The organism is Nonomuraea sp. B208 (genome assembly GCF_057536035.1).
Genome location: NZ_BAAJOU010000025.1, coordinates 483626 through 505350, shown reverse-complemented (window position 1 = coordinate 505350; position 21725 = coordinate 483626). Strand labels below are relative to the sequence as shown.

Here is a 21725-nt window from a genome sequence, read left to right as displayed (position 1 = left end):
GTGCGGACGTTAATCGTGTTGAGGCACGCCAAGGCCGCCCACGTGGCGGGCCTGGCGGACCGGGAGCGGCCGCTGACCGGCCGCGGGGAGCGGGACGCCGCGCGGGCGGGCGACGAGATCAGGGGGGCCGGGCTGAGACCGGAGGCGGTGTTCTGCTCCCCGGCCGTCCGGACCAGGCGCACCGCCGAGCTGGCCTTCCCCGAGCTGGAGATCAGCTACGAGCGCGAGATCTACGAGGCGTACCCCGAAGAGCTGCTGGACGTGCTGCGCCGCGCCGACCCCGAGCTCGGCACGGTGGTGCTGTGCGGCCACAATCCTGGCGTGCACGAGCTGGCGCTGGGGCTGGCGGGCGGCGACTACGGCTTCCGCCCGGGAGCGTTCGCGGTGATCGAGATCGGCGCGCCGTGGGCGGACCTCCACCTGGGGGAGGGCCGCCTGGTCACCCGCTGGGACCCTAGCGGGGCGTGAGGACGCCGTCCTCGGCGTCGGCGGCCTCCACCTCGTCGCGCGAGATGCCGAGCAGGTAGAGGATCGAGTCGAGGTAGGGCGTGTTGACCGCGGTGTCGGCGGCCTGGCGCACGACGGGCTTGGCGTTGAACGCGATGCCGAGCCCGGCCGCCGCGATCATGTCGAGGTCGTTGGCGCCGTCGCCGATGGCCACGGTCTGGGAGATGGGCAGGCCGGCGGCGGCCGCGAAGCGTTCGAGCGCCCGCGCCTTGCCGGGCCGGTCGACGATGTCGCCGACGACGCGGCCGGTCAGCCGCCCGTCCGCGACTTCGAGGACGTTCGCCGCGGAGTAGTCGATGCCCAGCTCCTCGACCAGCGCGTCGGTGATCTGGGTGAAGCCGCCGCTGACGATGGCGAAGCGGTAGTCGAGCCGCTTGAGCGTGCGGACGAGGGTGCGGGCGCCGGGCGTCAGCACGACCTCCTTGCGCACCTCGGCGAACACCTCCTCGGGCAGGCCCTCCAGCAGCGCCACCCGCTTGCGCAGGGACTCGGCGAAGTCCAGCTCGCCGCGCATGGCCTGCTCGGTGACCCTGGCGACCTCGTCGAGGCAGCCGGCGTGGGCCGCGAGCAGCTCGATGACCTCGCCCTGGATGAGGGTGGAGTCGACGTCCATGACGATGAGCCGCTTGGCCCGGCGGGACAGGCCCGTGCGCTGCACGGCCACGTCCACCTCCTGGGCGGCGGCCTCGGCGGCCAGCTCGACGCGGAGCGCGGCGGGGTTGGCGCCGGAGACGGACAGCTCGATGCAGGTGACGGGCCACTGGGCGAGGCGCTCGATGCGGTCGATGTTGGCGCCCGCGGCGGCGATGCGGCCGGCGATGCCGGCGATCGCGGCGGGCTGCAGCGTCTCGCCGAGCACGCTGACGGAGAGTCGCCCGCGGCGGCGCTGCTCCTTGGTCTGGGAGCCGGTGGAGAGCTCGACCTCCATGCCGAGGTCCTCGGCCACCCGCTCGACGGCGGTCCACAGGGCGCCGAGCGTCGTGCCGGTGCCGGTGGACGGTCCGCCCGCGTAGGCGACGAGCACGCCGAGCGTCAGCCGGCCGCGGATGACGACCTGCTCGATGTCGGCGACGGTCACCGGGAAGCCGGACAGGACGGAGAAGAGGCGCGAGGTGACGCCGGGCCGGTCGGGGCCGGTCAGGGTGATCAGGAGGGTGCGCTGGTCCACATCCAGCCACGGTACTGCGCCCGGTCCGATGCTCGCGCAGCAGGCTCGCCATTCGGACACGGGCGCATGTCGTGGTTCGTCGTTCGTCGTTAACGCACGACCGTGGTCTTCACGGACTTGGCGAACAGGTAACCGGGCACCCCGAGCCGGTCGAGCTCGCGCAGGTCCATGTCCTCCATGCCCTGGTCGAGGTTGTAGGAGATGACGCCGAGCGTCGCCTTCTGCGAACCGCGAGTGCTCTTCTTGGTCTTTGCGTAGAAAGTAACGGAGAAGGAACTTCCGACCGCGATGTCCTTATCCGCAAAGCAGAAGAAGCCGCGAGCGGTCAGCAGGATGCACTCCATCTTCTTGCCGCTGGTGGAGTAGCGGATGTTCCTCGGGTCGATGCCCTTGGGGAACGCGCCGCCGACGTACCAGGCCTCGGCGGAGGCGAAGTGCGGGCCCACGTTGGTCGCGGAGATCTTGTACTTGATGTAGCTGCCGGCCTTGGCCTTCTTGGTCGCCGTCACCTTCACGGCGAAGGAGGAGTAGGGCTTGGCCGCCTTCGTGGTCACCGCGCTGGTCGTGGCGGTGGAAGCGGTCGTGGGAACGGCCGCGGAAGCGGGAACAGCGGGAACGAGCAGAGCACCGGCCGCGAGCGTGGCCAGCATGCCCTTGGTAAGGGACTTGTGCATTACCTCTCCGGGTAAGGGAATTGGACTCGGGGCCGTGTAATACAACAAGCCCCCCGTAAATGCCCGCTGTGTATATCAGTTATTAAAATTTATGTAAAGCCGGTTACTTCAGTATCAGGTGCGTGTCGCCGAACTCGTGCCACAGATACCCCTCGCGCAACGCCTCCTCGTACGCCCGGGCCAGCGCCTTCTCGCCGGCGACGGCCGTCAGCATGAGCAGGTGGCTGGAGCGGGGCTCGTGCAGCCCCGTGAGCAGCCCGGTCACCGCCCGGACGCCGCGCTCGGGGGTCACCAGGTGCCGGGTCCAGCCCGAGGCCGCGCGCACCCGGCCGTCGGCGCCCACAGCGCTCTCCAGGGCCCGTACGACGGTCGTCCCCGCCGCGACCACCTGGCCGCCGCTCTCGCGGGCCAGCTCGACCAGGCGCGCGGTCGCGGCCGGCACCTCGTACCGCTCCGCGTAGGGCGGCTCGTCCTTCTCCGGCGAGGCCACGCCGGTGTGCAGGGTGATCGGCGCGATCCCGACCCCGCGCGCCACCAGCGCCGTCACCAGGGCCTCGGTGAACGGCCGCGCCGCGCTCGGCATCTCGGCGCTGCCCGGCACGGTCGCGAACACGGTCTGGTACGTCTCGATCGGCCACTCGCCCACCACGTACGAGTAGCGGATCGGCACCCCGTACGCCCGCAGGTACGCCTCCACGTCCCGGTCCAGCCGCGCCCGCCACAGCCGGGGCGTCTCCCGCCCGATCAGCCGCAGCGTGGCCCGGCCCGGCAGCGGCAGCCACTCGCCGGGCTCGCCCCCCGCGTAGGGCTCGCTCGCCCGGCCGGTACGCCGCCGCAGCTCGACCAGCCACGTCCCGTCCTCGCAGGCGGTCGAGAAGTGCACCGCCAGCCGGTCCAGCCGGACGGCCGCGGGCAGGGTCGCGGAGTTGTTGACCACGATGAGGTCGCCGGGCCCGAGCAGGTCGGGCAGGTCGCCGAAGCGGCGGTGCTCGGGGGCCCGCTCGCCGCGCGAGACCAGCAGGCGCACGTCGTCACGGGACCGGCCGCGCACCTCGGGCGGCTCCTGGGCCGACAGTCCGGGCGGCAGCTCGAAGTCGAGGGCCTGGGCGGTCATTGCAGGCTCACCCTGCCGCCGGCCGGGCGGGCCGAGACGAGGTCGTACAGCGCGGCGGCGACCTTGGCCGGGTCCGTGGCCCCTGCCGCCTCCTCGGCGCCGACGGCGTCGGCGAGCATGCGGGTGTTCATCTCGCCCGGATCGACCCACCAGACCCGTACGTCCGGCTCCTCGGCGGCCAGCACGTTGGACAGCTGCTCCAGCGCGGCCTTGCTCGCCCCGTAGCCGCCCCAGCCCTCGTAGGCGCCGGTGGCGGCGTCGGAGGTCACGTTCACGATCGCGCCGCCCGCCGCCCGCAGCGCCGGGAGCGTGGCCTGGACGAGGGCGAGCGGCGCGGTCACGTTCGTGGCCAGCAGCGCGCCGAACGCCTCCAGCGGATAGTCCGCGAGCCGGGGCAGCGGCGTCGGCCCGAGGTCGCTGGCGTTGTTGACCAGCAGGTCCAGCGTGGGGGCCGCGTCGGCCAGCCGCCGTACGTGCGCGGGGTCGGTCACGTCGCCGGGGATCGCGGTGGCCCCCAGCTCGGCGGCGGCCCGTTCCAGGTCGGCCGCGCCCCGGGCGGTGAGCACGAGGTGCCAGCCCGCGCCGGCCAGGACGCGCGCGAGGGCGAGACCGAGCCCGCGCGAGGCCCCCGTGACGAGAGCGGTGCGGTTCCGGGTGGATGTGGTGTCCGTCATGCCTTCGACGCTAGAAACGCCGGGCGGCGCGGGCATCGGGCCGAGGTCTGGTCCGGCCTGGGTACTTCGTCCTAGGGCCTGCTCGTAGTCGTGAAGACCCGGTCAGGTCACAGACGCGTCAGCACGGCGTCGGCGACCGCCCGGAGGGTGGCGATGGGATCGTCGCCGAGCGGGTAGACGCCGACCTGGTCCGCGCCGGCATCGAGGTGCGCGGTCAGGCCGCGCGCGAGGCCGGCCGGGTCGCCGTAGGCGAGCAGCGCGTCGATGACGCGGTCGCTGCCGGCGCCGGAGAGGTCCTCATCCGTGAAGCCCAGCCGCCGGAGGTTGCTCGCGTAGTTGGTGACCTGCAGCGCCTTCCCGGGCGGCGCGTCCCGGGCGACGGCGCGGGCCCGCGCGACGTCGGGCTCCGCGAGCGCGAAATGGCCGGGAAGGAGCAGCTTGCCGGCACCCAGGATCTCCCTGGCCCGCCGGGTGTGCTCGGGCGTGACCATGCAGGGGATGACGCCCGCGGTGCGGTCGCGGGCCAGCCGCGTCATTCTCGGACCGAGGGCGGCCAGCACCACCCGCTCGGACGGGACGCCGGCCAGCGCCAGCCGACGCAGGTAGGACGCCAGGGTGTCGTACGGCGAGGCCCACTCGGCGTGGACCTCGCGGTGCCCGACCCCGACGCCGAGGATGAACCGGCCGGAGTGCCTGGCGGCGATGCGGTGATAGGAGGCGGCGACGGTCTCGGCGTCGGCGGTCCACACGTTGATCACGCTCGTGCCGACCACCAGCCGGGTGGTCGCGTCGAGGAGCTTCTCCGCGAAGGCGAGGTCGGCCGGTGGCGAGGCGTCCAGCCAGAGCGTTCCGTATCCGGCCCGCTCCACCTCCACCGCGCTCTCCGGGCTCACCTCGTGCTCGCGCAGATGGGCGCCGAGCAGGCCCAGGTCGATGTTCATGATCCGATCCCAGCATCACGCCACCACAGGGAACCAGGCCCGGTTCCGACGCGCTCGATAACCTGGAGGCATCGTCGCAGGACAGGGGGCGGCTCGGTGGAACTGCGCGCACTGCGCTACTTCGTCGCGGTGGCCGACGAACTGCACTTCGGGCGGGCCGCCGAGCGGCTGCACATCGCCCAGCCCGCGGTCAGCAGGCGGATCGCCCAGCTGGAACGGGAGCTGGGAGTCCGGCTGCTGGACCGTTCACCGCGCCGGGTCCGGCTCACCGCCGCGGGGCACCGGGTGCTCGCCGCGGCGCGGGAGGCGCTCGCGGCCGTGGACCGGGTCCAGGCCGCCGCTGGTGCGCCGGCGGGCACCATGCGGATCGGCACGGCCGCCGGGTTCGGCGCCCGCCTGGAGCGAGGGGTCGACGCGCTGCGCGAGCACCCCTCGGCGCTCGGCGTCGACGTCGAGCTGGTCGACCTCCCGCTGACGGCCCGGCTGGACGGCGTGCGGCGGGGGGAGATCGATCTGGCACTGGCTCGGGGGGTGCGTTCGGCGCCCGGGCTGAGGGTGCTGCCGGCGTGGACGGAGCAGCTGTTCGCGATCGTGTCCGTGCGGCACCTCGCCGCCGGTCGCCCGGCAGTCGACGTGGCCGATCTCGACGTCGGCGGGCTGCGGATCCCGTCGCGGGACCACGGCCTGCTCCTGCCGGGGGCTTTGACGGCCGCGATGCGGAAGGCCGGGATCGACACCCGGGTCGGGCGGCTCGCCGGGACGGTCCAGGACACGATCGTCGAAGTCGGTCTCAACCCGCGAAGCTGGACCGTGCTGCCGGGCGACCAGGTGGCGGAGATCCGCTCCACCCGGGTGCGGGCGATCCCGTTCGCGCCGCGGACCACGATCACCGGCAGCGTCGTGGTGCCGGTGGACCTCCCGGCCACCTGCGCCGCCGCCCATCAGGCCGCTTTCGGAGACTGAACCCGACGCGGCGCGGTCCGGCGCAGTGCCGCACTCAGATGATCTGTTCGGTGGGCAGGATGGTGATCTCGGTGAGGTTGACGTGCTTGGGCACCGCCGCGATGAACGCCACGGTCTCGGCGATGTCGTCCGACTGCAGCACGTCGATCTCCTTGATCAGGTCGGCCATCAGCCGGCTCGCGTCGGCGTCGGTGACGTGGTCGGGCAGTTCCGTGTCGACCATGCCGGGCTCCACCGCCGAGACCCGTACCTTCTTGCGGCCGAGCTCGGTGCGCAGCAGCCGGGTCAGCTGGCTGAGGTACGCCTTCGTACCGGAGTAGACCTGGAACTTCTCCAGGACGCGGGTGGCCGCGATCGACGACGTGATGATCAGGTCGGCGGGTTTCCCTTCGGCGGCCGCGGACTCCAGATCGCGTACGAACGCCTCGATGGTGTACATGACGCCCTTGACGTTCAGGTCGATCTGTCTGTCCCAATCGTCGACCGCCAGATCCCCGATGGGGGAGATGAGCTGGACACCGGCGTTCGCGAACACCAGGTCCACCTTCCCGAACCGCTCGTGCACGGCGGCGGCGGCCCGGGCGAGCGCGTCGCGGTCGGTCACGTCGGTGGGCATCGCCAGCGCCTTTCCTCCGCGCTGGGTGATGCGCTCGGCGGTGGCCTCCAGCCGGTCCGCGCGCCGGGCCAGCAGCGCGACATCGGCGCCCAGCGCCGCCAGGCGCTCGGCCGTGGCCTGTCCAATGCCGCTCGACGCGCCGGTGACCACGGCCACCCGGTCAGCCAGCGGCTTACCACCAAGAACTGCGGACATCGTGCTTGACCTTTCTCTTCGTGATCGTGTCCGCGGAACAGCCGCAGACGAAGATCCGTTTGGGGTCGGAACCGGCCTACCCGTGACCATGAGCCCAAACCGGTCAGCGGGCGGCGACGCTCTCTTCGACCTCGGGCCGGAGCGGCGCGGTGTTCTTGGGGCCGCGCAGGGCGACGTGGAGGAGCAGTGCGGCCATGACGGCCGCGCCGACCCACATCGCCTGCTGCCAGCCGTCGACGAAGGACTGCTGTGCCGCGTGGATCAGGTCCTGGGCCTGGCCGCCGGTCCGGGGTGCGGCCGCGACGGCGTTGGCGATGCCTTCGCGGGCGGTCTCCGCGACGCCCGCGGGGACGCCGGTGAGCCTGCCGTCCATGGCGCTGCGGTAGCCGTTGGCCAGGAGCGCGCCGAGCATGGCGACGCCGAGAGCGGTGCCGAGCTCGCGGGTGACATCGTTGAGCGCGGAGGCGACGCCCTGCTCGGCGCGGGGCAGTGAGCCGGTGATGGCCTCGGTGGAGGGCGTCATCGACAGGCCCATGCCGACGCCCATGGCGAGCATGCCGGCCAGGATGGACAGGTAGCCGCCGTCGACGGACACGAACAGGGCCATCAGGACCAGGCCGAGGGCGGACAGGGCGACGCCGACGGCCATGGTGGAGCGGGCGCCGATCCTGGAGGCCAGCTTCGGGGCCAGGCCCGAGGTCATCATCATCATGACGGCCATCGGCATCATCGCCACCGTGGACAGCAGCCCGGACCAGCCGAGCACGGCCTGGAAGAACGGGAAGAGGACGACGGCGATCCCGGCCTGGACGCCGAAGACGACCAGCAGGGTGATCGAGCCGGAGGCCAGGCCCCGCTCACGGAAGAGGCGTACGTCCAGGAGAGACGCGTCGCGGCGGTGCAGCTCCCAGGCCACGAAGGTGATCGCGGCGATGACGCCGACGGCCAGGCCGATCAGCGTGGTGGGGGCGGTCCAGCCGTGCTCGGGGCCGTCCTGGAGGACGAAGATCAGGCCGATCACGGCGACGGCGGAGACCAGCGCGCCGACGGTGTCGAAGGGGTGGGCGGAGCGTTCGCGGGAGTCGGGCACCGATCGCAGCGTCATCGCCAGCGCGACGACGACCAGGACCACGGGCAGGACGAACAGCAGGCGCCAGTCGGCGACGTCGACCAGCAGGGCGGACAGGAACATGCCCAGGATGCCGCCGCCTCCGGCGACACCGGTCCACACGCCGATCGCCTTGCCCCGTTCCTCCTCGGGGAAGGTCGAGGTGATCACGGCCAGCGTGATCGGCATGATCATCGCGGCGCTGACGCCGGCGGCCACGCGGGCGCCGATCATCACCGCGGCCGACGGGGCGAGCCCCGCGACGGCGCTGGCGGCGCCGAAGACGATCAGTCCGGTGACCAGCATGGGCTTGCGGCCGAGCCGGTCACCGATCGCGCCGAGTGGCAGCAGCAGTGCGGCCAGGGTGAGGGTGTAGACGTTGATGATCCACAGCACGGTGGTCTGCGAGGCGCCGAACTCGACGGCCAGGTGGGTCTGGGCGACGTTCAGCCCGGACACCGAGGCGATGACGGCCATCAACGCGATCGAGACGGCGATCAGGATCGCGCGCAGCTGACGCGCGTCCGGCGCGGTCACCGCCTGGGGAGGCTGGTCGACACTCATGGGTTTCCTCTCTTGCAAGGGCGGGTTCGCTCTCGGTTTGCGACGTTAAGCCCTTCTTGCATCCTGGGCATAGGATGTTGCCTATGACGCAAGAAGATGGGCAGCTGGAAAGCCTCGTACGCAAACGCATCCGCGCACTGCGCGTCGCTCAGGGCTGGTCGCTGGAGGAGCTGGCCACGCGGGCCAACCTCAGCCAGTCGTCACTGAGCCGCATCGAGAACGGCCGGCGCCGCCTCGCCCTCGACCAGCTGGTCACTCTCGCCCGCGCGCTGGACACCACGTTGGACCAGCTCGTGGAGAACGCCGCCGACGACGTCGTCATCAGCCCGATCATCGACGGCGCGCACGGCCTGATGCGCTGGCCCGTGAAGGGCGACCCCGGCATGAGCGTGATGCGTCAGCGGATGACCGACCCGCCGCCCGACAACCCGGCCCGCATGCGTGCCCATCCCGGCCGCGAATGGCTGGTGGTGCTGTCCGGCACCGCCGTCCTCATGCTCGGCCACCGGCGCTTCCGCATCGAGACCAACCAGGCCGCGGAGTTCCCCACGATGATGCCGCACGCCATCGGCGCCGAGGGCAGACCGTGCGAGATCCTGGGCATCTTCGACCGCGACGCCCGCCGCGGCCACCAGAAGGACGCCGGCGCCGACGTCTCCGACACCGGCCGCTGAGGCGCCCAGGGCTCCTGTCGACGGCGGGTCACTGCCGCACCGCCTGGGGCCGTCCGGCGCGCCGGTCCCTAGAGTGGGGGCCGTGACGTCCGAACGAGACGAGATCCTGCACGCGGTGAGCTCCGCCGTGCTCGCGGTCACCCGGCACCTGTCCGTGCGCGAGGTGCTGCAGGTGATCGTGCGCTCGGCGCAGCGCCTGCTCGACGCCCGTTACGCCGCGCTCGGCGTGCCCGACGACGACGGCTCGTTCGCCGAGTTCGTCGCCGAGGGCCTGACCGACAAGCAGTGGGACGCGATCGGGCCGCTGCCCCGCCAGCACGGCATGCTGGGCGCGATGCTGCGCGAAGGCGCCCCCGTACGGCTGCCCGACCTGCGCGAGGACCCGAGGTTCGAGTGGTGGCCGAAGGCGCACCCGGTCATGAAGGACTTCCTCGGCGTCCCCATCCGCGACGGCGACGAGGTGCTCGGCATCATCTTCCTCGCCAACAAGCGCACGCCGGGCGCGGAGTTCACGCAGGCCGACCAGGAGCTGCTGACGCTGTTCGCCGCGCACGCGGCGATCGCGCTGGCCAACGCCCGCCTCTACGAGAGCGGCCGCGAGCTCGCCATGCTGGAGGAGCGCAACCGCATGGCGAGGGAGCTGCACGACGCGGTCACGCAGAAGCTGTTCTCGCTGCGGCTGAGCGCCCAGGCGGCCGGCACGATGCTGGAGAAGGCCCCCGACCGGGCGGCGGCGGAGCTCGCGAACGTCCAGCGCCTGGCCGGCGAGGCCCTCGCCGAGCTGCGCGCGGTCATCGTCGAGCTGCGCCCGGCCGAGCTCGACCGGCACGGGCTGGCCGAGACGCTGCGCAAGCACGTACGCCTGCTGGACCGGCTGCACCCGCCGGTCGTGACGTTCGCCTGCGCCGAGCTGCCGCCGTTGCGGCCGGAGGTCGAGGTGGCGATGTTGCGGGTGGCCCAGGAGGCGCTGCACAACGCGCTGCGGCACTCGGGAGCCGGCGAGGTCGCCGTCCGCCTGACGTACGAGGGCGGCACGCTGGCGCTGACCGTACGCGACGACGGCGCCGGTTTCGAGCCCGGGGAATCACGCGGACTCGGGCTGGTTTCCATGAGGGACAGGGCCGAGGCGGTCGGCGGCGTGCTGACCGTCGAGTCGGCCCCGGGACGGGGAACGACGGTGCGCGTGGAGGTGAGCGGGTGATCCGGGTGCTGATCGCCGACGATCATCCGGTGGTGCGGCAGGGGCTGCGGACGTTCCTGGACCTCCAGGACGACATCACGGTCGTCGGCGAGGCGGGCGACGGCGAGCAGGCCGTCGAGCTGGTCGGGCGGCTCGCCCCCGACGTGCTGCTCCTGGATCTCAGGATGCCGGTGCTGGACGGCCTCGGCGCGCTGGAGCGGCTGACGGGCGGGCCGACCCGCGTGGTGGTGCTGACGTCCGTGAGCGACCCGGGCGACGTGGGGCCGGCCATGCGGGCCGGCGCGGCCGGCTTCCTCTACAAGGACGTCGCTCCCGACGCCCTCGTCCAGGCGGTCCGTACGGTCCACGGCGGCCAGGTGCTGCTCGCCCCCGAGGCCGCCGAGGCGATGCTGGCCGGGGAGTCGTCGCCCGCCGGGCCGCCGGACGCACCGGTGCCGCTGACCGACCGCGAGCGCGAGGTGCTGCGGCTCATCGCGGCCGGCCGGTCGAACAAGGAGATCGCCAAGGCGCTCACGGTGGCGGAGAAGACGGTCAAGACGCACGTGTCGAACGTGCTCATGAAGCTGGGCGTCCAGGACCGCACCCAGGCCGCGCTGTACGCGGTCCGCCACGGCCTGGCCTGATTCCCGGGCTCAGGGGCTGCGGAGCGGCTCGAAGATGGCGTGGTGCGCGGCCACCAGGGCGCGGCGCACCGCCCGGTCGAGGTCGCGCAGCGCGCTCCCGCGCCGGGCGACCTGCGCGGCGGTGAGCCCGCGCTCGTCGGCCAGGCGGAGCACGGCGGCCAGCCGGGTGGCGAGGGTGCTGACGCGGTGGGCGCGGGCGGGGTAGCCGGGGGCCAGCTCGCCGCCGTGCCGGCCCAGCTCGGGCCGGCCCTGGGCGGGCCCTTCCGCCGACGAAAGCGCGTCGGTGGCCGCGCGCATGGCGTCGGACAGCTCCCGCTCGGCCTCCGCCAGCGACGGCAGGTCGTGCCGGACCGGGCCCGACTCGTGCACGCAGAAACGCACGCCGTCGTACGACGAGCCGCGCCGGTCGGGCGCGGGCACCAGGCCGAGGTTGCGGTCGTCGAGCACGGCGATCGCGGCCTGGCCGGCGTCGACCGCGGCCGCGTTGAACGCCGGCGGCCCCGACAGCCCGAGCGGGTCGCCGGGCGCGGGCAGGGCGAGACGCAGCTCCCGCAGACCGCTCGCGCGCAGGTTCGCGAGGTACGCGCGCAGCGGCACCTCACCCGCGACGGCGGGCCCACCGGCGGTTTCCACGTGATCGGCCGCCTCGTCGAGCCCCACGTGACCGGCGAGCCACGCGTTGCCCCAGGCGACCAGGGACGGACAGACAGGTGATTCAGGGCGCACCGATCCACGATATGCGCTCGCCCTGCAATAGGTTTGTCCCGAGGGTGACTCCTGAAGGAGGTAACGGGGATGGGTGGTCAGGTGCTGCGGCTCCAGGACGTCGCCGTCAGGCGGGACGGAGCGGCCCTGCTGCGCGGCATCGACTGGGAGGTCAACGCGGACGAACGCTGGGTCGTCATCGGTGCCAACGGCGCGGGGAAGACGACGTTGCTGCAGGTGGCGTCCACGTTGCTCTATCCGAGCGAGGGCGTGATCGAGGTGCTGGGCGAGCGGCTGGGGCAGACCGACGTGTTCGACCTGCGGCCGCGCATCGGCCTGGCGAGCGCGGCGCTCGCCGAGCGGATCCCGCCGGAGGAGAAGGTCATCGACCTCGTCCTGACGGCGTCGTACGGCATCATGGGCCGCTACACCGAGGAGTACGACTCCGACGACGTGACCCGGGCCGTCGAGCTGATCGACATGATGGGGGCTGCCCACCTGATCAGGCGCAGGTTCGGCACGCTGTCGGAAGGCGAGCGCAAGCGGGTGCAGATCGCCCGCGCCCTCATGCCCGACCCGGAGCTGCTGCTGCTCGACGAGCCGGCCGCCGGGCTCGACCTGGGCGGGCGCGAGGACCTGGTGCGCCGGCTGTCGACGCTGGCCGGCGACTACCGCTCGCCGACGCTGGTCCTGGTGACGCACCACGTGGAGGAGGTGCCGATCGGGTTCACCCACGGACTGCTGCTGCGGCACGGCTCGGTGGTGGCCCAGGGGCCGCTGGAGCACGTGATGACGGCCGACAACCTGTCGCAGACGTTCGGGGTGCCGCTGACGCTGGATCGGAGCGCGGAGGGCCGCTGGTACGCGCGGGCGTACTAGCTTGGTTCACCATTTATCGCGATAAAAAACGAAATAGGATCTCCGCAGCCGGTTCCCCCGACTCCGGAGCGTCGCCATGTCCGTCGAGCAGCTCGTCGTCGTCCTCGTCGTGGTCCTCGCGGTGATCTTCGGGGTGGTCCGCACCGTCCGCATCATCCCCCAGGCCACGGCGGCCATCGTGGAACGCCTGGGCCGCTACCACCGGACGCTGCGGCCGGGGCTCAACCTGGTGGTGCCGTTCATCGACCGCATCAAGGACCTGATCGACCTGCGCGAGCAGGTGGTGTCGTTCCCGCCGCAGCCGGTCATCACCTCCGACAACCTCGTGGTCTCCATCGACACCGTGATCTACTTCCAGGTCACGAACCCGAAGGCGGCCACGTACGAGATCGCCAACTTCCTCACCGGCGTCGAGCAACTGACCGTCACCACCCTCCGCAACGTGGTCGGCGGCATGGATCTCGAACGCACGCTGACCTCCCGCGAGGACATCAACACGGCCCTCCGCGGCGTCCTCGACGAGGCCACCGGCAAATGGGGCATCCGGGTCAACCGGGTCGAGCTGAAGGCCATCGACCCGCCCGCCTCCATCCAGGACTCGATGGAGAAGCAGATGCGCGCCGACCGCGACAAGCGGGCCGCGGTGCTGACCGCCGAGGGCCAGCGGCAGGCGGCGATCCTCCAGGCCGAGGGCGAGAAGCAGGCGTCGGTGCTGCGGGCGCGCGGCGAGGCGGAGGCGGCGGTGCTGCGCGCGCAGGCCGAGGCCGAGGCACAGGCGATGCGGGCCAAGGGCCAGGCGGACGCGATCGGCATGGTCTTCCGCGCGATCCACGACGGCAGACCGGACCAGCACCTGCTCGCCTACCAGTACCTCCAGACCCTGCCGGAGATCGCCAAAGGCGAGGCAAATAAGATCTGGATCGTCCCGTCGGAGATGGGAAAGGTCCTGGAGAGCCTTGGCGGCCTGTTCACGCCCCCCAAGAGCCCAGACACGTAAGGAGCGCTCGTGACGGGGTGGGAACTGGTCGCGGTCGGCGCGGCCGGCGTGGTGGCGGGCGCCATCAACGCGGTGGTCGGCTCCGGCTCGCTGATCACGTTCCCGACGCTGGTGGCGATGGGCGTCGACCCCGTGACGGCCAACGTCTCCAACACCATCGGCCTGGTGCCGGGCTCGTTCACCGGCGCCTACGGCTACCGCGCCGAGCTGAGCGGGCAGCGCGACCGGCTGCTCAGGCTCGGCCTCGCCTCGGCGCTGGGGGCACTGATCGGCGGGCTCCTGCTGCTGGTCCTCGATCCCGGCGTGTTCGAGATCGTGGTGGTGGTGCTGATCGCGCTGGCCTGCGTGCTGGTCGTGATCCAGCCCCGGCTCAACGCCCTGCTGGCCGAGCGGCGCGAGCACGCGCACCCGGACGGCGGCCCGGTGCTCTGGCTGGCCGTGCTGGCCGCCGGCGTCTACGGCGGCTATTTCGGCGCGGCCCAGGGCGTGCTGCTCATCGGCCTGCTCGGCAGCTTCCTCGCCGACGGCCTGCAGCGGGTCAACGCCGCCAAGAACGTGCTCGCGCTGATCGTCAACGGGGTGGCGGCGGTGCTGTTCGTGGTGGTCGCGGAGGTGGACTGGCAGGCGGTGCTCGGCGTGGCGCTGGGGGCGATCGTCGGCGGCTTCGTGGGGGCCCGGGTGGGGCGGCGGATCCCGGCTCCGGTGCTGCGCGGCGTCATCGTGGCCGTGGGGGTCACGGCGATTATCGTACTGGTGTACGGATAACGAAAAATGGGTATATCCCGGACATGAAGGGTGACCGGGTGGAGATCGTCATCGACGCGGGCGGCTCGCCCCGCACGTACGAGATCAGCGCCACCCGCGCCGGCCGGCGGGTCGAGATCGCCACGCGCCGAGGGCTCGTCGAGGTGAGCGAGGTCACCCGCGGCGGCACCCCCGTACGCACGGCCAGGTTCATGTCCAGCCGCGTCCTCGCCCTGGTCGAGCACCCGGCGGACGAGCGGCACGAGAGGCCGGACGACGCCTAGCTGAAGTCGGCGGCGTGGTCGGCGGCCCACTGGCGGAACGTCAGCGCGGGCCGGCCGAGCAGTCGCTCCACCGTGTCGGTGACCACCTCGGGCGCGGTCACGAAGCTCTCCCAGGTGCGCAGCGCGCCCTCCACGAACTCGGGGGCGCCCCAGAGCGCCGTCAGCAGCTCGCGGGCCTGCTCGGGCGACTGCTCCTCCCAGCGCACCTCGCGCCCGACCGCCTCGCCGATCACCCTGACCTGCTCGGCCTGGGTCAGCCGCTCGGGACCGGTCAGCAGGTACGCGGCCCCGTTGTGCCCCGCAGAGGTCAGCACGTGCGCCGCCACCGCCGCGATGTCCTTCTCGTGGATCAGCGAGCGCGCCGCCCGCCCGTACGGCCAGCGCACCACGCCCTGCCGCACCTGCTCCGCCCAGCCGAGGGTGTTGACCGCGAAGCCGCTGGGCCGCAGGAACGTCCAGCCGAGCCCGGAGCGCCGGACCAGCCGCTCCACCTCGTGGTAGTGGCTGCCCGGCTGGTCGGCCCCGGGGGCCGACAGGAGCACCACGCGGCGGGCGTGCCGGGCGATCGCCGTGATCGTCTCGTCGGCGCCGTCGGCGGTGAAGCTCGGCCAGAGGAGGAAGACGCTCTCCACGTCGCGCAGCGCCGGCTCCAGGCTCTCCGGCGCGGTCAGGTCGCCGCGTACCGTCTCGACGGGCCAGGTCCCGGCTGGCCCGGTCCCGGCAGGCACGGTCTCGACGGGCAGCGCGGCCCGTCCGGGGTCGCGGGCGAGTGCCCGCACGTCCAGCCCCGCCTCCGCGAGCTGGGACACCACATGCTTGCCGACGTTTCCGGTCGCGCCGGTCACCAGGATCTTGCTCATGGCACGACCGTAGGACCTCAAGCTAACTTCAGGTCAACCTCGCGTCAGGTCATGGGCCGCACCTGGATCGTGCCGTCCCGCCGGATCCGCGTCTCGAACATGGGCGCGGGCGCGGTGGCCGGTCCGTGCCGCACCGAGCCGTCGCCGAGCCGGAACGTGCTGCCGTGCCACGGGCACACCACGCACGCCTCGCCGTTCTCCATGACCAGCCGCCCCTGGTGGAGTGGCCCGGCCAGGTGCGGGCAGTGGTCGGCGAGCACGGTGACGGCCTCGCCCCTCCGCAGCACGAAGAGCTGGATGTAGCCGAGCCGCCGCGCGACGGGCCGGCCGTCGGGAAGGTCCTTGAGCGGGCACAGGTCGTGCCACCCCAGCGGCACCAAATGGGCCACCTGCGGGGCGTGGTTGGGCCCCGCGGCCTGGCGGTAGGCCAGGTGGCCGCCCAGGTAGGCGCCCAGCATGCCGACGCCGAGCCCGGCGAAGGACAACATCTTGCCCGGCCGCTCGTGCCCCTTCAGCCGCAGCAACAGCGAGGCGGAGAACAGCCCGAGCGCGGTCAGGTTCCCCGCCATGTGGACGAAGCCCACCCGTTGCTGCTCAAGGTGGAGCGAGGACCAGTCGGTCAGCCCGGCCGCCGCCGTCGGCAGCGCGCCGGCGATGCCGGTGGCCAGCAACAGCCGCGCCGCCCGTTGATCACCGCCCGCCGCGTCCAGCAAGGCCGCCGACGTCCAGCAGCCCAGCGTGACGGAGGCCAACGACGGGTGCAGCGGCTCGCCTATGGGGACGCCGTGCAGCAGGTCACGCAGCCGGCCCGGTTTGACGCGGGTGCGTACGGCCTTGGCCAGCACACGGATGGGCCGGTCCATGGCCTTGGACTTCTCAAGCCGATCGGCCAGAGCGACCGGACCGGCGAATCCCCTCAATTGCCGACGTTTGGCGCGTACTGTCTCTTTCACGACAAGTCCCCTACCCCAGGCATACGGGGATCACTCGGCGAGGTGTCCCCTGGCCACGGAGAGCTCGACCAGCTCCAGGGCGTACCGGCCGAGGGTGGGTGAGCCCTCCTCGATGATGCGCACCTTCTCCCGTACCTGCGAGGCCCGTACCTTGAACAGCGGCCAGGTGCCGCCCTCGGTGTGATGGTTGGCCAGGATCGGAGCGAAACGGTCGAGCGCCTTGGCGAAGCGCGCCTCCGGCGTCTCGCGCGCCTCGAACTCGTCCCACAGCGCCCGCAGCTCCGCCCCCTGCTCGGCGGGCAGCAGGCCGAAGATGCGCTCGGCGGCGGCCCGCTCGACGTCCGCCTGCGCGGCCACCTCGACCGGGTCGTAGATGAACGTGTCGCCGGCGTCGATCTCCACCAGGTCGTGCACCAGCAGCATGGCCACCACCCGCTGGAGGTCGGTCCCCGGCGGGGCGTGCTCGCCGAGGACCATCGCCAGCGTGCCCACGTACCAGGAGTGCTCGGCGGTGTTCTCCCGGCGGGAGCCGTCGATCAGATGGTTGCGGCGGATGATCCGCTTCAACTTGTCGATCTCGACGGCGAAAGCGATCTGGGCGTTCAGGCGACGGTCCTCTTCTGGCGCGATAGTCACGCGCAGCACCCTAATGTGCGGTGATCACCCCGGTTGGTGAAATCGTGACCGGAACTCCGTTGAACACTGCGTTACCACTTGGGGCGTCCACCGCGCTCTCGTCGGTGAGGTCGTTGACGCTCACGCCCGCGTGCGCGGAGGCCACGCGCTGCGTGCTGTCCGCGTGACCCCAGCCGTGCGGCAGGCTGACCACGCCCGGCATGATCGTGTCCGTCGGCTCCAGCGGCACCGTGAGCCGGCCCTTCGCCGAGCGCACCACCGCCTCGCCGGCGAGCCCGAGCCGCGCCACGTCCGCCGGGTTGATCTGCAGCGTGCAGGCGTTGCTGCCGCCGACCAGCGGGCCGACGTTGTGCATCCAGCTGTTGTTGGAGCGCAGATGGCGCCGGCCGATGAGGACCATCTCCGGCGCCTCCTCCTCCAGCTTCGCGCGCAGCCGCTCGACGTCCTCCAGGAGCTGCGGCGGCGCCAGCTCGACCAGGCCGGAGGCGGTTCGCAGCACCTCGTCCAGGCGGGGCTCCAGCGGGCCCAGGTCCAGGCCGTGCGGGTTGTCGAGGAGCTTGCGCAGCGACAGGTCGCCCTTGCCGGACCACTCGCCGTACGGGCCGAGCCTGAGCATGAGGTCGAGCCGCCGCTCGCCGCCGTCGCGGCCGTCCAGCGCGGCGCGCAGCTCGGCCACGTCCCGGCCCTCGACGCCGGAGCCGGGCGTCTGCGTGGCCTTGCGCAGCGTCTCGTCGATGACGAACGCGTCGAGGTCGCCGCCCTCCGTGCCGGAGGCGATCATCGCCAGCCTGGCCAGGATCTGGGACTCGGACGGCCGGTCGTCCATCGGCAGCAGGGGAGGGGAGTAGCGCGCGTAGTTGCGTACCGCGAAGCCGAGCAGCGCGAAGTCGTAGTGCCCTGACTGCAGCACGCGCGGCGGCGGCAGGATGACGTTCGCGTGCCGGGTGGTCTCGTTGAGGTACGGGTCCACGCTCACCATGAAGTCGAGCCGCTCGAAGGCCGCGTCCAGCCGGGCCCCGTGGGGCGCCGACAGCACGGGGTTGCCCGCCACCGTGAGCAGGAACCTGATCCGGCCCTCGCCCGGCGTCTCGATCTCGTCGGCCAGCGTGGCCACCGGCAGCTCGCCATTGGCCTCCGGCAGGCCGCGCACCCGGCTCCGCCAGCGGCCCGTCGCGTACGGCCGCCGCCGCCCGCCGGACTCGGTGGCCGGTTTGGCGAACATCGCCCCGCCCGGCCGGTCGAGGTTGCCGGTGAGCGCGTTGAGCACGTCCACGAGCCACTGGGCCAGCGTGCCGAACTCGGCCGTGCAGGTGCCGATCCTGGCGTACACGGCGGCCGTGCGCGCCGCGGCCAGCTCCCTGGCCAGCCGCTCGATCACCGCCGCGGGCACGCCGGTGCGCCGGGCCACGGCCTCGGGCGGGAAGTGCTTGGCCGCCTCGCGCACCTCGTCCAGGCCGTTGACCTCGCGGCCGAGCGTGACCAGGTCCTCGGCGAACAGCGTGTGGACCATGCCGAACAGCAGGTACGCGTCCGTACCCGGCCGGATGAACACGTGCTCGTCGGCGAGCGCGGCGGTGCGGGTGCGGCGCGGGTCCACGACCACCAGCCGGCCGCCGCGCCCGCGCAGCGCCTTCAGCCGGCCGGGGAAGTCGGGCGCGGTGCACAGCGAGCCGTTGGACTCCAGCGGGTTCGCGCCGAGCATCAGCAGGTGGTCGGTGCGGTCCAGGTCGGGGACCGGGACGGCCATCGGGGAGCCGAACATCAGGCCGCTCGACACGTGCTTCGGCATCTGGTCGGCGGTGCTGGCGGAGAAGACGTTGCGGGTGCCGAGCGCCCTGATCAGCGGCCCGGCGTAGAGCGCGCCCGCCATGGTGTGCGCGGTGGGGTTGCCGAGGTAGACGGCGACCGAGCTGCGGTCGCCCACCTGGTCGAGGCCCGCCCGTACGGCGGCGAACGCCTCCTCCCAGCCGACCTCGCGCCACAGCTCGCCCTCGCGGACGAGCGGCTTGCGCAGCCGGTCGGGGTCCTCGTCGAGCCGGCCGAGGCTGGCTCCCTTCGGGCAGATGAAGCCCTTGCTGAAGGGATCGTTCTTGTCACCGCGGACGCTGGTCACGTGCCCGCCCTCGTCGAGGGTGAGCGTCAGGCCGCAGACGGCCTCGCACAGGGGACAGGTCCGGTGGACGGTCGACGTCATCACGACTCCTGAGTTCGTCAGATGAACTCATCTTGGCCCGAGTCGCGCGCATGGGGAAGCCCCGGAGCCCCCGCGGTCTCCGAGGCTTGCCCCCTGGGGAAAGGCCCCATTCATCCCCAGGCTTCTAGCCGATCCGCACCGCCTGCATCGGGCTGCGCAGATCAGGCGGCTCCTTCAGGTCGGGCCGGAGCGAGATCCAGGCGCGCCGGCCGAACAGCCGGTCGAGCCCCGGCGACAGCGTGCCCGGGGCCTCGTCCCTGCGGACGATCTCCACGATCACGAACTGCGCCCGCGTACGGTGCCGGTAGACGTTCACGCCGCGCGCCCAGCAGGCCGCGGCGATCTCCTCGCTGTAGGCGTCGAACTCCTCGGCGCAGATGCCGGCCCTCGTCAGCACCAGCGCCTTCTCCCCGGTCGCGGTCGGCGTGATCCACAGGATCAGCGGGATGCGCCCGGCCCTCGTGTGCATGGTCGTCTCCAGGCAGACCCGCTGCAGGCGGTGCCGGGAGACCACGCACCAGCAGTGGGCCGCGATCCAGCCGCGGCCGGTCCTGGTCACCGCCGCCGGCACCGAGATCGCGCTGGTCACCAGGGCGAACGGCAACAGGTGGCCGGCGTCCGCGGCCCGCAGCAGGAGCAGCGCGAACAATCCCAGCGCCGCCGCCAGCAGCAGCTCGGCCCGCGCCCGCCAGAGCCGGACGAGGACCCGTGCGCGCCCGGCGGCGGGCAGGTCCTCGTAGCCGGGGTAGATCTGGTTCCGTGGGTTCCTGGGCACCTCACGTCACCTCCTCGCGCACCCGGCCGGGCACGCGGAGCTGGTCGAATCGCGGATCACGGTAGCGGCGCGCGCCGAACCCCGTCCTGGTCACCGTCCAGCCGACGTGGTAGGCGAACTCATCGGGCTCCATGCAGACCTCGCGGTCGGCCCAGGCCATGAGTTCACGGATACGGGACTTGATTCGGCCAGGTCCCTTGATACCTTGTGAGTACATAGAAGACCCCTTTCGCGGCATTTCTAGAGGTGGCTTCTGCGCCGGTCCGCCGGCTGGCGGCCGTTCCTCCCGCTGGGTGGCAGCCCATATGCGGGGATCAGGCCGACAGCCGCGGCCCGGCATTTTTTTGTGCCCGGCTCGTTCTTATTCGGGGGCGGCGACGCCGCCGGAGTGCGTACGGCCCGGCATGCTCGGGCACGCGTTGCTGTGGGGGAGGCCCGGTGCGTGCGGCGGACTCGACGTCATGCCCGGCCTCCTCACGTCAGAGAAACCTTTTCCCTACGATCGTGCTCCGCTGGTGAGCGGGGCACAATACCTTCCGCCCGGAAGTTTTGGTTTTCTTGCGCGGAGCTTGCGGTGCAAGTTGCACGCAGCCGATCCGATCCGCGCTCTCGCCTTGCTCCTGAGCTCTCTCCGTGACAGCCTTCCGGCAAGGGCACCTGGCATTGGGTGTGCAACTTGCATGTACGATTGTGGGAACGGCCCCGAATGCCGTCCCCCAAACGATCCCCGCCGGTTACACCTTCCTTCCGGACAAGGAGAGCGGACGGTGCCATCGCAGCAGGGCAGCCCGACGGTACGCAGGCTCCGGCTCGGCCAGGAGCTGCGTTTGCTGCGTGAGCGCAACAAGCTCACCGGCGCCAAGGCCGCCAAGGAGCTCGGCTGGTCTCCCAGCAAGGTCAGCCGCATCGAGGCCGCACGTACGATGCCCAGCGCCGACGACATCAAGGCACTGGTGAAGCTCTACGGCGTCGACGGGGGCAAACTTGACGAACTCATCGGCCTGCTGCGGGATGCGGAGCGGCGGGGCTGGTGGGAGGATTACCAAGACGCCCTGCCTGAGGAATACATGAGGTTTCTCGGGCTGGAAGCGGAGGCGACATACCAGCGCGCCTGGGAACCCCAGGTCGTTCCTGGTCTGCTGCAGACAGAGGATTACGCGAGGGAAGTGATCCTGGCCACTCGCGGCATCGCTCGGATCACTCATAGTGGCATCCGAAGCCGAGTGGAGGCCCGTCTCGCGAGGCAACAGCGAGTGTTGCACAGGAGTGACCCGTGTGCGCTCTCCGTGGTGCTGGATGAATCGGCGCTGATGCGACGATTCGGAGAGCCCTCTGTCATGCGGGAGCAGATGGAGCACCTTCTGGAAGTCTCGCTGCTGCCGCACGTGAACGTGAGAGTTCTGCCGCTGGAATCCCTGCACCCGGTCAACACAGGTGCATTCATCCATCTGAGGTTCTCGTCCTTCGATGACGTCGTGTACCTGGAGCAGTTGTATGCGGCGCATTTCGTCGAGGAGCTCGAATGGGTGGCGGGATATGAGACGGCCTTTGATCACATACGGCTGGAAGCGCTGGACGAGGACGAGTCACGCGTGCTCATCCAGCGTAAAGCAATGCTCTGGCGTCGCTAGAGCGGAACCTCAGAAAAGGGGCAACGGTGCCCCTTGCGCATTTGG

At 71.8% G+C, this 21725-nt stretch carries 24 protein-coding genes; 10 read left to right on the top strand and 14 right to left on the bottom strand.

Translation table 11 applies throughout. The features are described 5' to 3' along the window. Window positions 1-468 (top strand): SixA phosphatase family protein, encoded by a 468-nt coding sequence (locus AC27IY_RS30620; protein ID WP_487179996.1) that lies wholly within the window; start codon window positions 1-3, stop codon window positions 466-468. Here the strand turns inward: AC27IY_RS30620 and serB are convergent. The 5 genes from serB to AC27IY_RS30595 form a co-directional block, all read right to left on the bottom strand. Continuing rightward, a complete protein-coding gene (gene serB / locus AC27IY_RS30615) occupies window positions 455-1675 on the bottom strand; it encodes a phosphoserine phosphatase SerB (RefSeq protein ID WP_344208379.1) in 1221 nt (406 codons plus the stop codon). The genes AC27IY_RS30620 and serB overlap by 14 nt on opposite strands. 89 nt (window positions 1676-1764) lie before the next feature. Further along, entirely contained in the window at window positions 1765-2349 is a 585-nt protein-coding gene (locus tag AC27IY_RS30610; protein ID WP_423451382.1) for a hypothetical protein, read from the bottom strand. A gap of 103 nt (window positions 2350-2452) precedes the next feature. Next, complete coding sequence (locus AC27IY_RS30605) at window positions 2453-3463, bottom strand: S-adenosylmethionine:tRNA ribosyltransferase-isomerase (protein ID WP_487179995.1); 1011 nt, start codon at window positions 3461-3463, stop codon at window positions 2453-2455. After that, entirely contained in the window at window positions 3460-4137 is a 678-nt protein-coding gene (locus AC27IY_RS30600; RefSeq protein WP_487179994.1) for an SDR family NAD(P)-dependent oxidoreductase, read from the bottom strand. The genes AC27IY_RS30605 and AC27IY_RS30600 overlap by 4 nt, the downstream gene beginning before the upstream one ends. 107 nt (window positions 4138-4244) lie before the next feature. Continuing rightward, a complete protein-coding gene (locus tag AC27IY_RS30595; protein ID WP_487179993.1) occupies window positions 4245-5078 on the bottom strand; it encodes a TIGR03620 family F420-dependent LLM class oxidoreductase in 834 nt (277 codons plus the stop codon). Window positions 5079-5174: 96 nt separating this feature from the next. Here AC27IY_RS30595 and AC27IY_RS30590 point away from each other — a divergent pair, with 96 nt between their 5' ends. Then, window positions 5175-6041: a LysR family transcriptional regulator gene (locus AC27IY_RS30590; RefSeq protein WP_487179992.1), complete on the top strand. Its 867-nt coding sequence runs from the start codon at window positions 5175-5177 to the stop codon at window positions 6039-6041. A gap of 34 nt (window positions 6042-6075) precedes the next feature. On the opposite strand, the gene AC27IY_RS30585 is transcribed toward AC27IY_RS30590, so the two are convergent. Both AC27IY_RS30585 and AC27IY_RS30580 read right to left on the bottom strand, forming a co-directional pair. Continuing rightward, complete coding sequence (locus tag AC27IY_RS30585; protein ID WP_423451377.1) at window positions 6076-6852, bottom strand: SDR family oxidoreductase; 777 nt, start codon at window positions 6850-6852, stop codon at window positions 6076-6078. A 103-nt stretch (window positions 6853-6955) separates the two neighbouring features. Beyond that, window positions 6956-8524 carry an MFS transporter gene (locus AC27IY_RS30580; protein ID WP_487179991.1) on the bottom strand — a complete coding sequence of 523 codons (1569 nt, stop codon included), beginning with the start codon at window positions 8522-8524 and terminating at the stop codon, window positions 6956-6958. 83 nt (window positions 8525-8607) lie between these two features. Here AC27IY_RS30580 and AC27IY_RS30575 point away from each other — a divergent pair, with 83 nt between their 5' ends. The 3 genes from AC27IY_RS30575 (at window position 8608) to AC27IY_RS30565 (ending at window position 11022) form a co-directional block, all read left to right on the top strand. Continuing rightward, window positions 8608-9198, top strand: a complete 591-nt coding sequence (locus AC27IY_RS30575; protein WP_423451375.1) for a helix-turn-helix domain-containing protein — start codon at window positions 8608-8610, stop codon at window positions 9196-9198. A gap of 82 nt (window positions 9199-9280) precedes the next feature. Beyond that, window positions 9281-10399: a GAF domain-containing sensor histidine kinase gene (locus tag AC27IY_RS30570; RefSeq protein WP_423451374.1), complete on the top strand. Its 1119-nt coding sequence runs from the start codon at window positions 9281-9283 to the stop codon at window positions 10397-10399. Further along, complete coding sequence (locus AC27IY_RS30565) at window positions 10396-11022, top strand: response regulator (protein ID WP_344208360.1); 627 nt, start codon at window positions 10396-10398, stop codon at window positions 11020-11022. The genes AC27IY_RS30570 and AC27IY_RS30565 overlap by 4 nt, the downstream gene beginning before the upstream one ends. A gap of 9 nt (window positions 11023-11031) precedes the next feature. On the opposite strand, the gene AC27IY_RS30560 is transcribed toward AC27IY_RS30565, so the two are convergent. After that, the gene (locus AC27IY_RS30560; RefSeq protein ID WP_364456714.1) at window positions 11032-11748 is read right to left on the bottom strand and encodes a hypothetical protein; all 717 of its coding nucleotides are present in this window, start codon (window positions 11746-11748) and stop codon (window positions 11032-11034) included. A 69-nt stretch (window positions 11749-11817) separates the two neighbouring features. On the opposite strand from AC27IY_RS30560, the gene AC27IY_RS30555 reads away from it, so the two are divergent. From AC27IY_RS30555 to AC27IY_RS30540, 4 genes are all read left to right on the top strand, one after another. Beyond that, window positions 11818-12606 carry an ABC transporter ATP-binding protein gene (locus AC27IY_RS30555; RefSeq protein ID WP_364456712.1) on the top strand — a complete coding sequence of 263 codons (789 nt, stop codon included), beginning with the start codon at window positions 11818-11820 and terminating at the stop codon, window positions 12604-12606. Between the two features lie 76 nt (window positions 12607-12682). After that, on the top strand, window positions 12683-13603 hold the full coding sequence (locus tag AC27IY_RS30550; protein ID WP_364456709.1) for an SPFH domain-containing protein: 921 nt from the start codon (window positions 12683-12685) through the stop codon (window positions 13601-13603). A 9-nt stretch (window positions 13604-13612) separates the two neighbouring features. After that, the gene (locus AC27IY_RS30545) at window positions 13613-14368 is read left to right on the top strand and encodes a sulfite exporter TauE/SafE family protein (protein ID WP_364456707.1); all 756 of its coding nucleotides are present in this window, start codon (window positions 13613-13615) and stop codon (window positions 14366-14368) included. A 23-nt stretch (window positions 14369-14391) separates the two neighbouring features. Further along, complete coding sequence (locus AC27IY_RS30540; RefSeq protein WP_487179990.1) at window positions 14392-14631, top strand: hypothetical protein; 240 nt, start codon at window positions 14392-14394, stop codon at window positions 14629-14631. Here AC27IY_RS30540 and AC27IY_RS30535 read toward each other — a convergent pair. The 6 genes from AC27IY_RS30535 to AC27IY_RS30510 form a co-directional block, all read right to left on the bottom strand. Next, a complete protein-coding gene (locus AC27IY_RS30535) occupies window positions 14628-15491 on the bottom strand; it encodes an NAD(P)H-binding protein (RefSeq protein WP_487179989.1) in 864 nt (287 codons plus the stop codon). The two genes, AC27IY_RS30540 and AC27IY_RS30535, sit on opposite strands and share 4 nt — an antisense overlap. Window positions 15492-15535: 44 nt before the next feature. After that, on the bottom strand, window positions 15536-16354 hold the full coding sequence (locus tag AC27IY_RS30530) for a Rieske 2Fe-2S domain-containing protein (RefSeq protein ID WP_487179988.1): 819 nt from the start codon (window positions 16352-16354) through the stop codon (window positions 15536-15538). Window positions 16355-16474: 120 nt separating this feature from the next. Continuing rightward, entirely contained in the window at window positions 16475-17089 is a 615-nt protein-coding gene (locus AC27IY_RS30525) for an HD domain-containing protein (RefSeq protein WP_364456701.1), read from the bottom strand. 1 nt (window position 17090) lies between these two features. Continuing rightward, window positions 17091-19274 (bottom strand): molybdopterin-dependent oxidoreductase, encoded by a 2184-nt coding sequence (locus AC27IY_RS30520; RefSeq protein ID WP_487179987.1) that lies wholly within the window; start codon window positions 19272-19274, stop codon window positions 17091-17093. Window positions 19275-19398: 124 nt separating this feature from the next. Beyond that, a complete protein-coding gene (locus tag AC27IY_RS30515; RefSeq protein ID WP_423451364.1) occupies window positions 19399-20049 on the bottom strand; it encodes a hypothetical protein in 651 nt (216 codons plus the stop codon). 1 nt (window position 20050) lies between these two features. Continuing rightward, window positions 20051-20209 carry a hypothetical protein gene (locus tag AC27IY_RS30510; RefSeq protein WP_344208337.1) on the bottom strand — a complete coding sequence of 53 codons (159 nt, stop codon included), beginning with the start codon at window positions 20207-20209 and terminating at the stop codon, window positions 20051-20053. A 607-nt stretch (window positions 20210-20816) separates the two neighbouring features. Between AC27IY_RS30510 and AC27IY_RS30505 the strand changes: the two genes are divergently transcribed. Beyond that, window positions 20817-21680, top strand: coding sequence for a helix-turn-helix domain-containing protein (locus tag AC27IY_RS30505; protein WP_344208334.1), 864 nt, complete (start codon window positions 20817-20819; stop codon window positions 21678-21680). Window positions 21681-21725 lie beyond the last annotated feature (45 nt).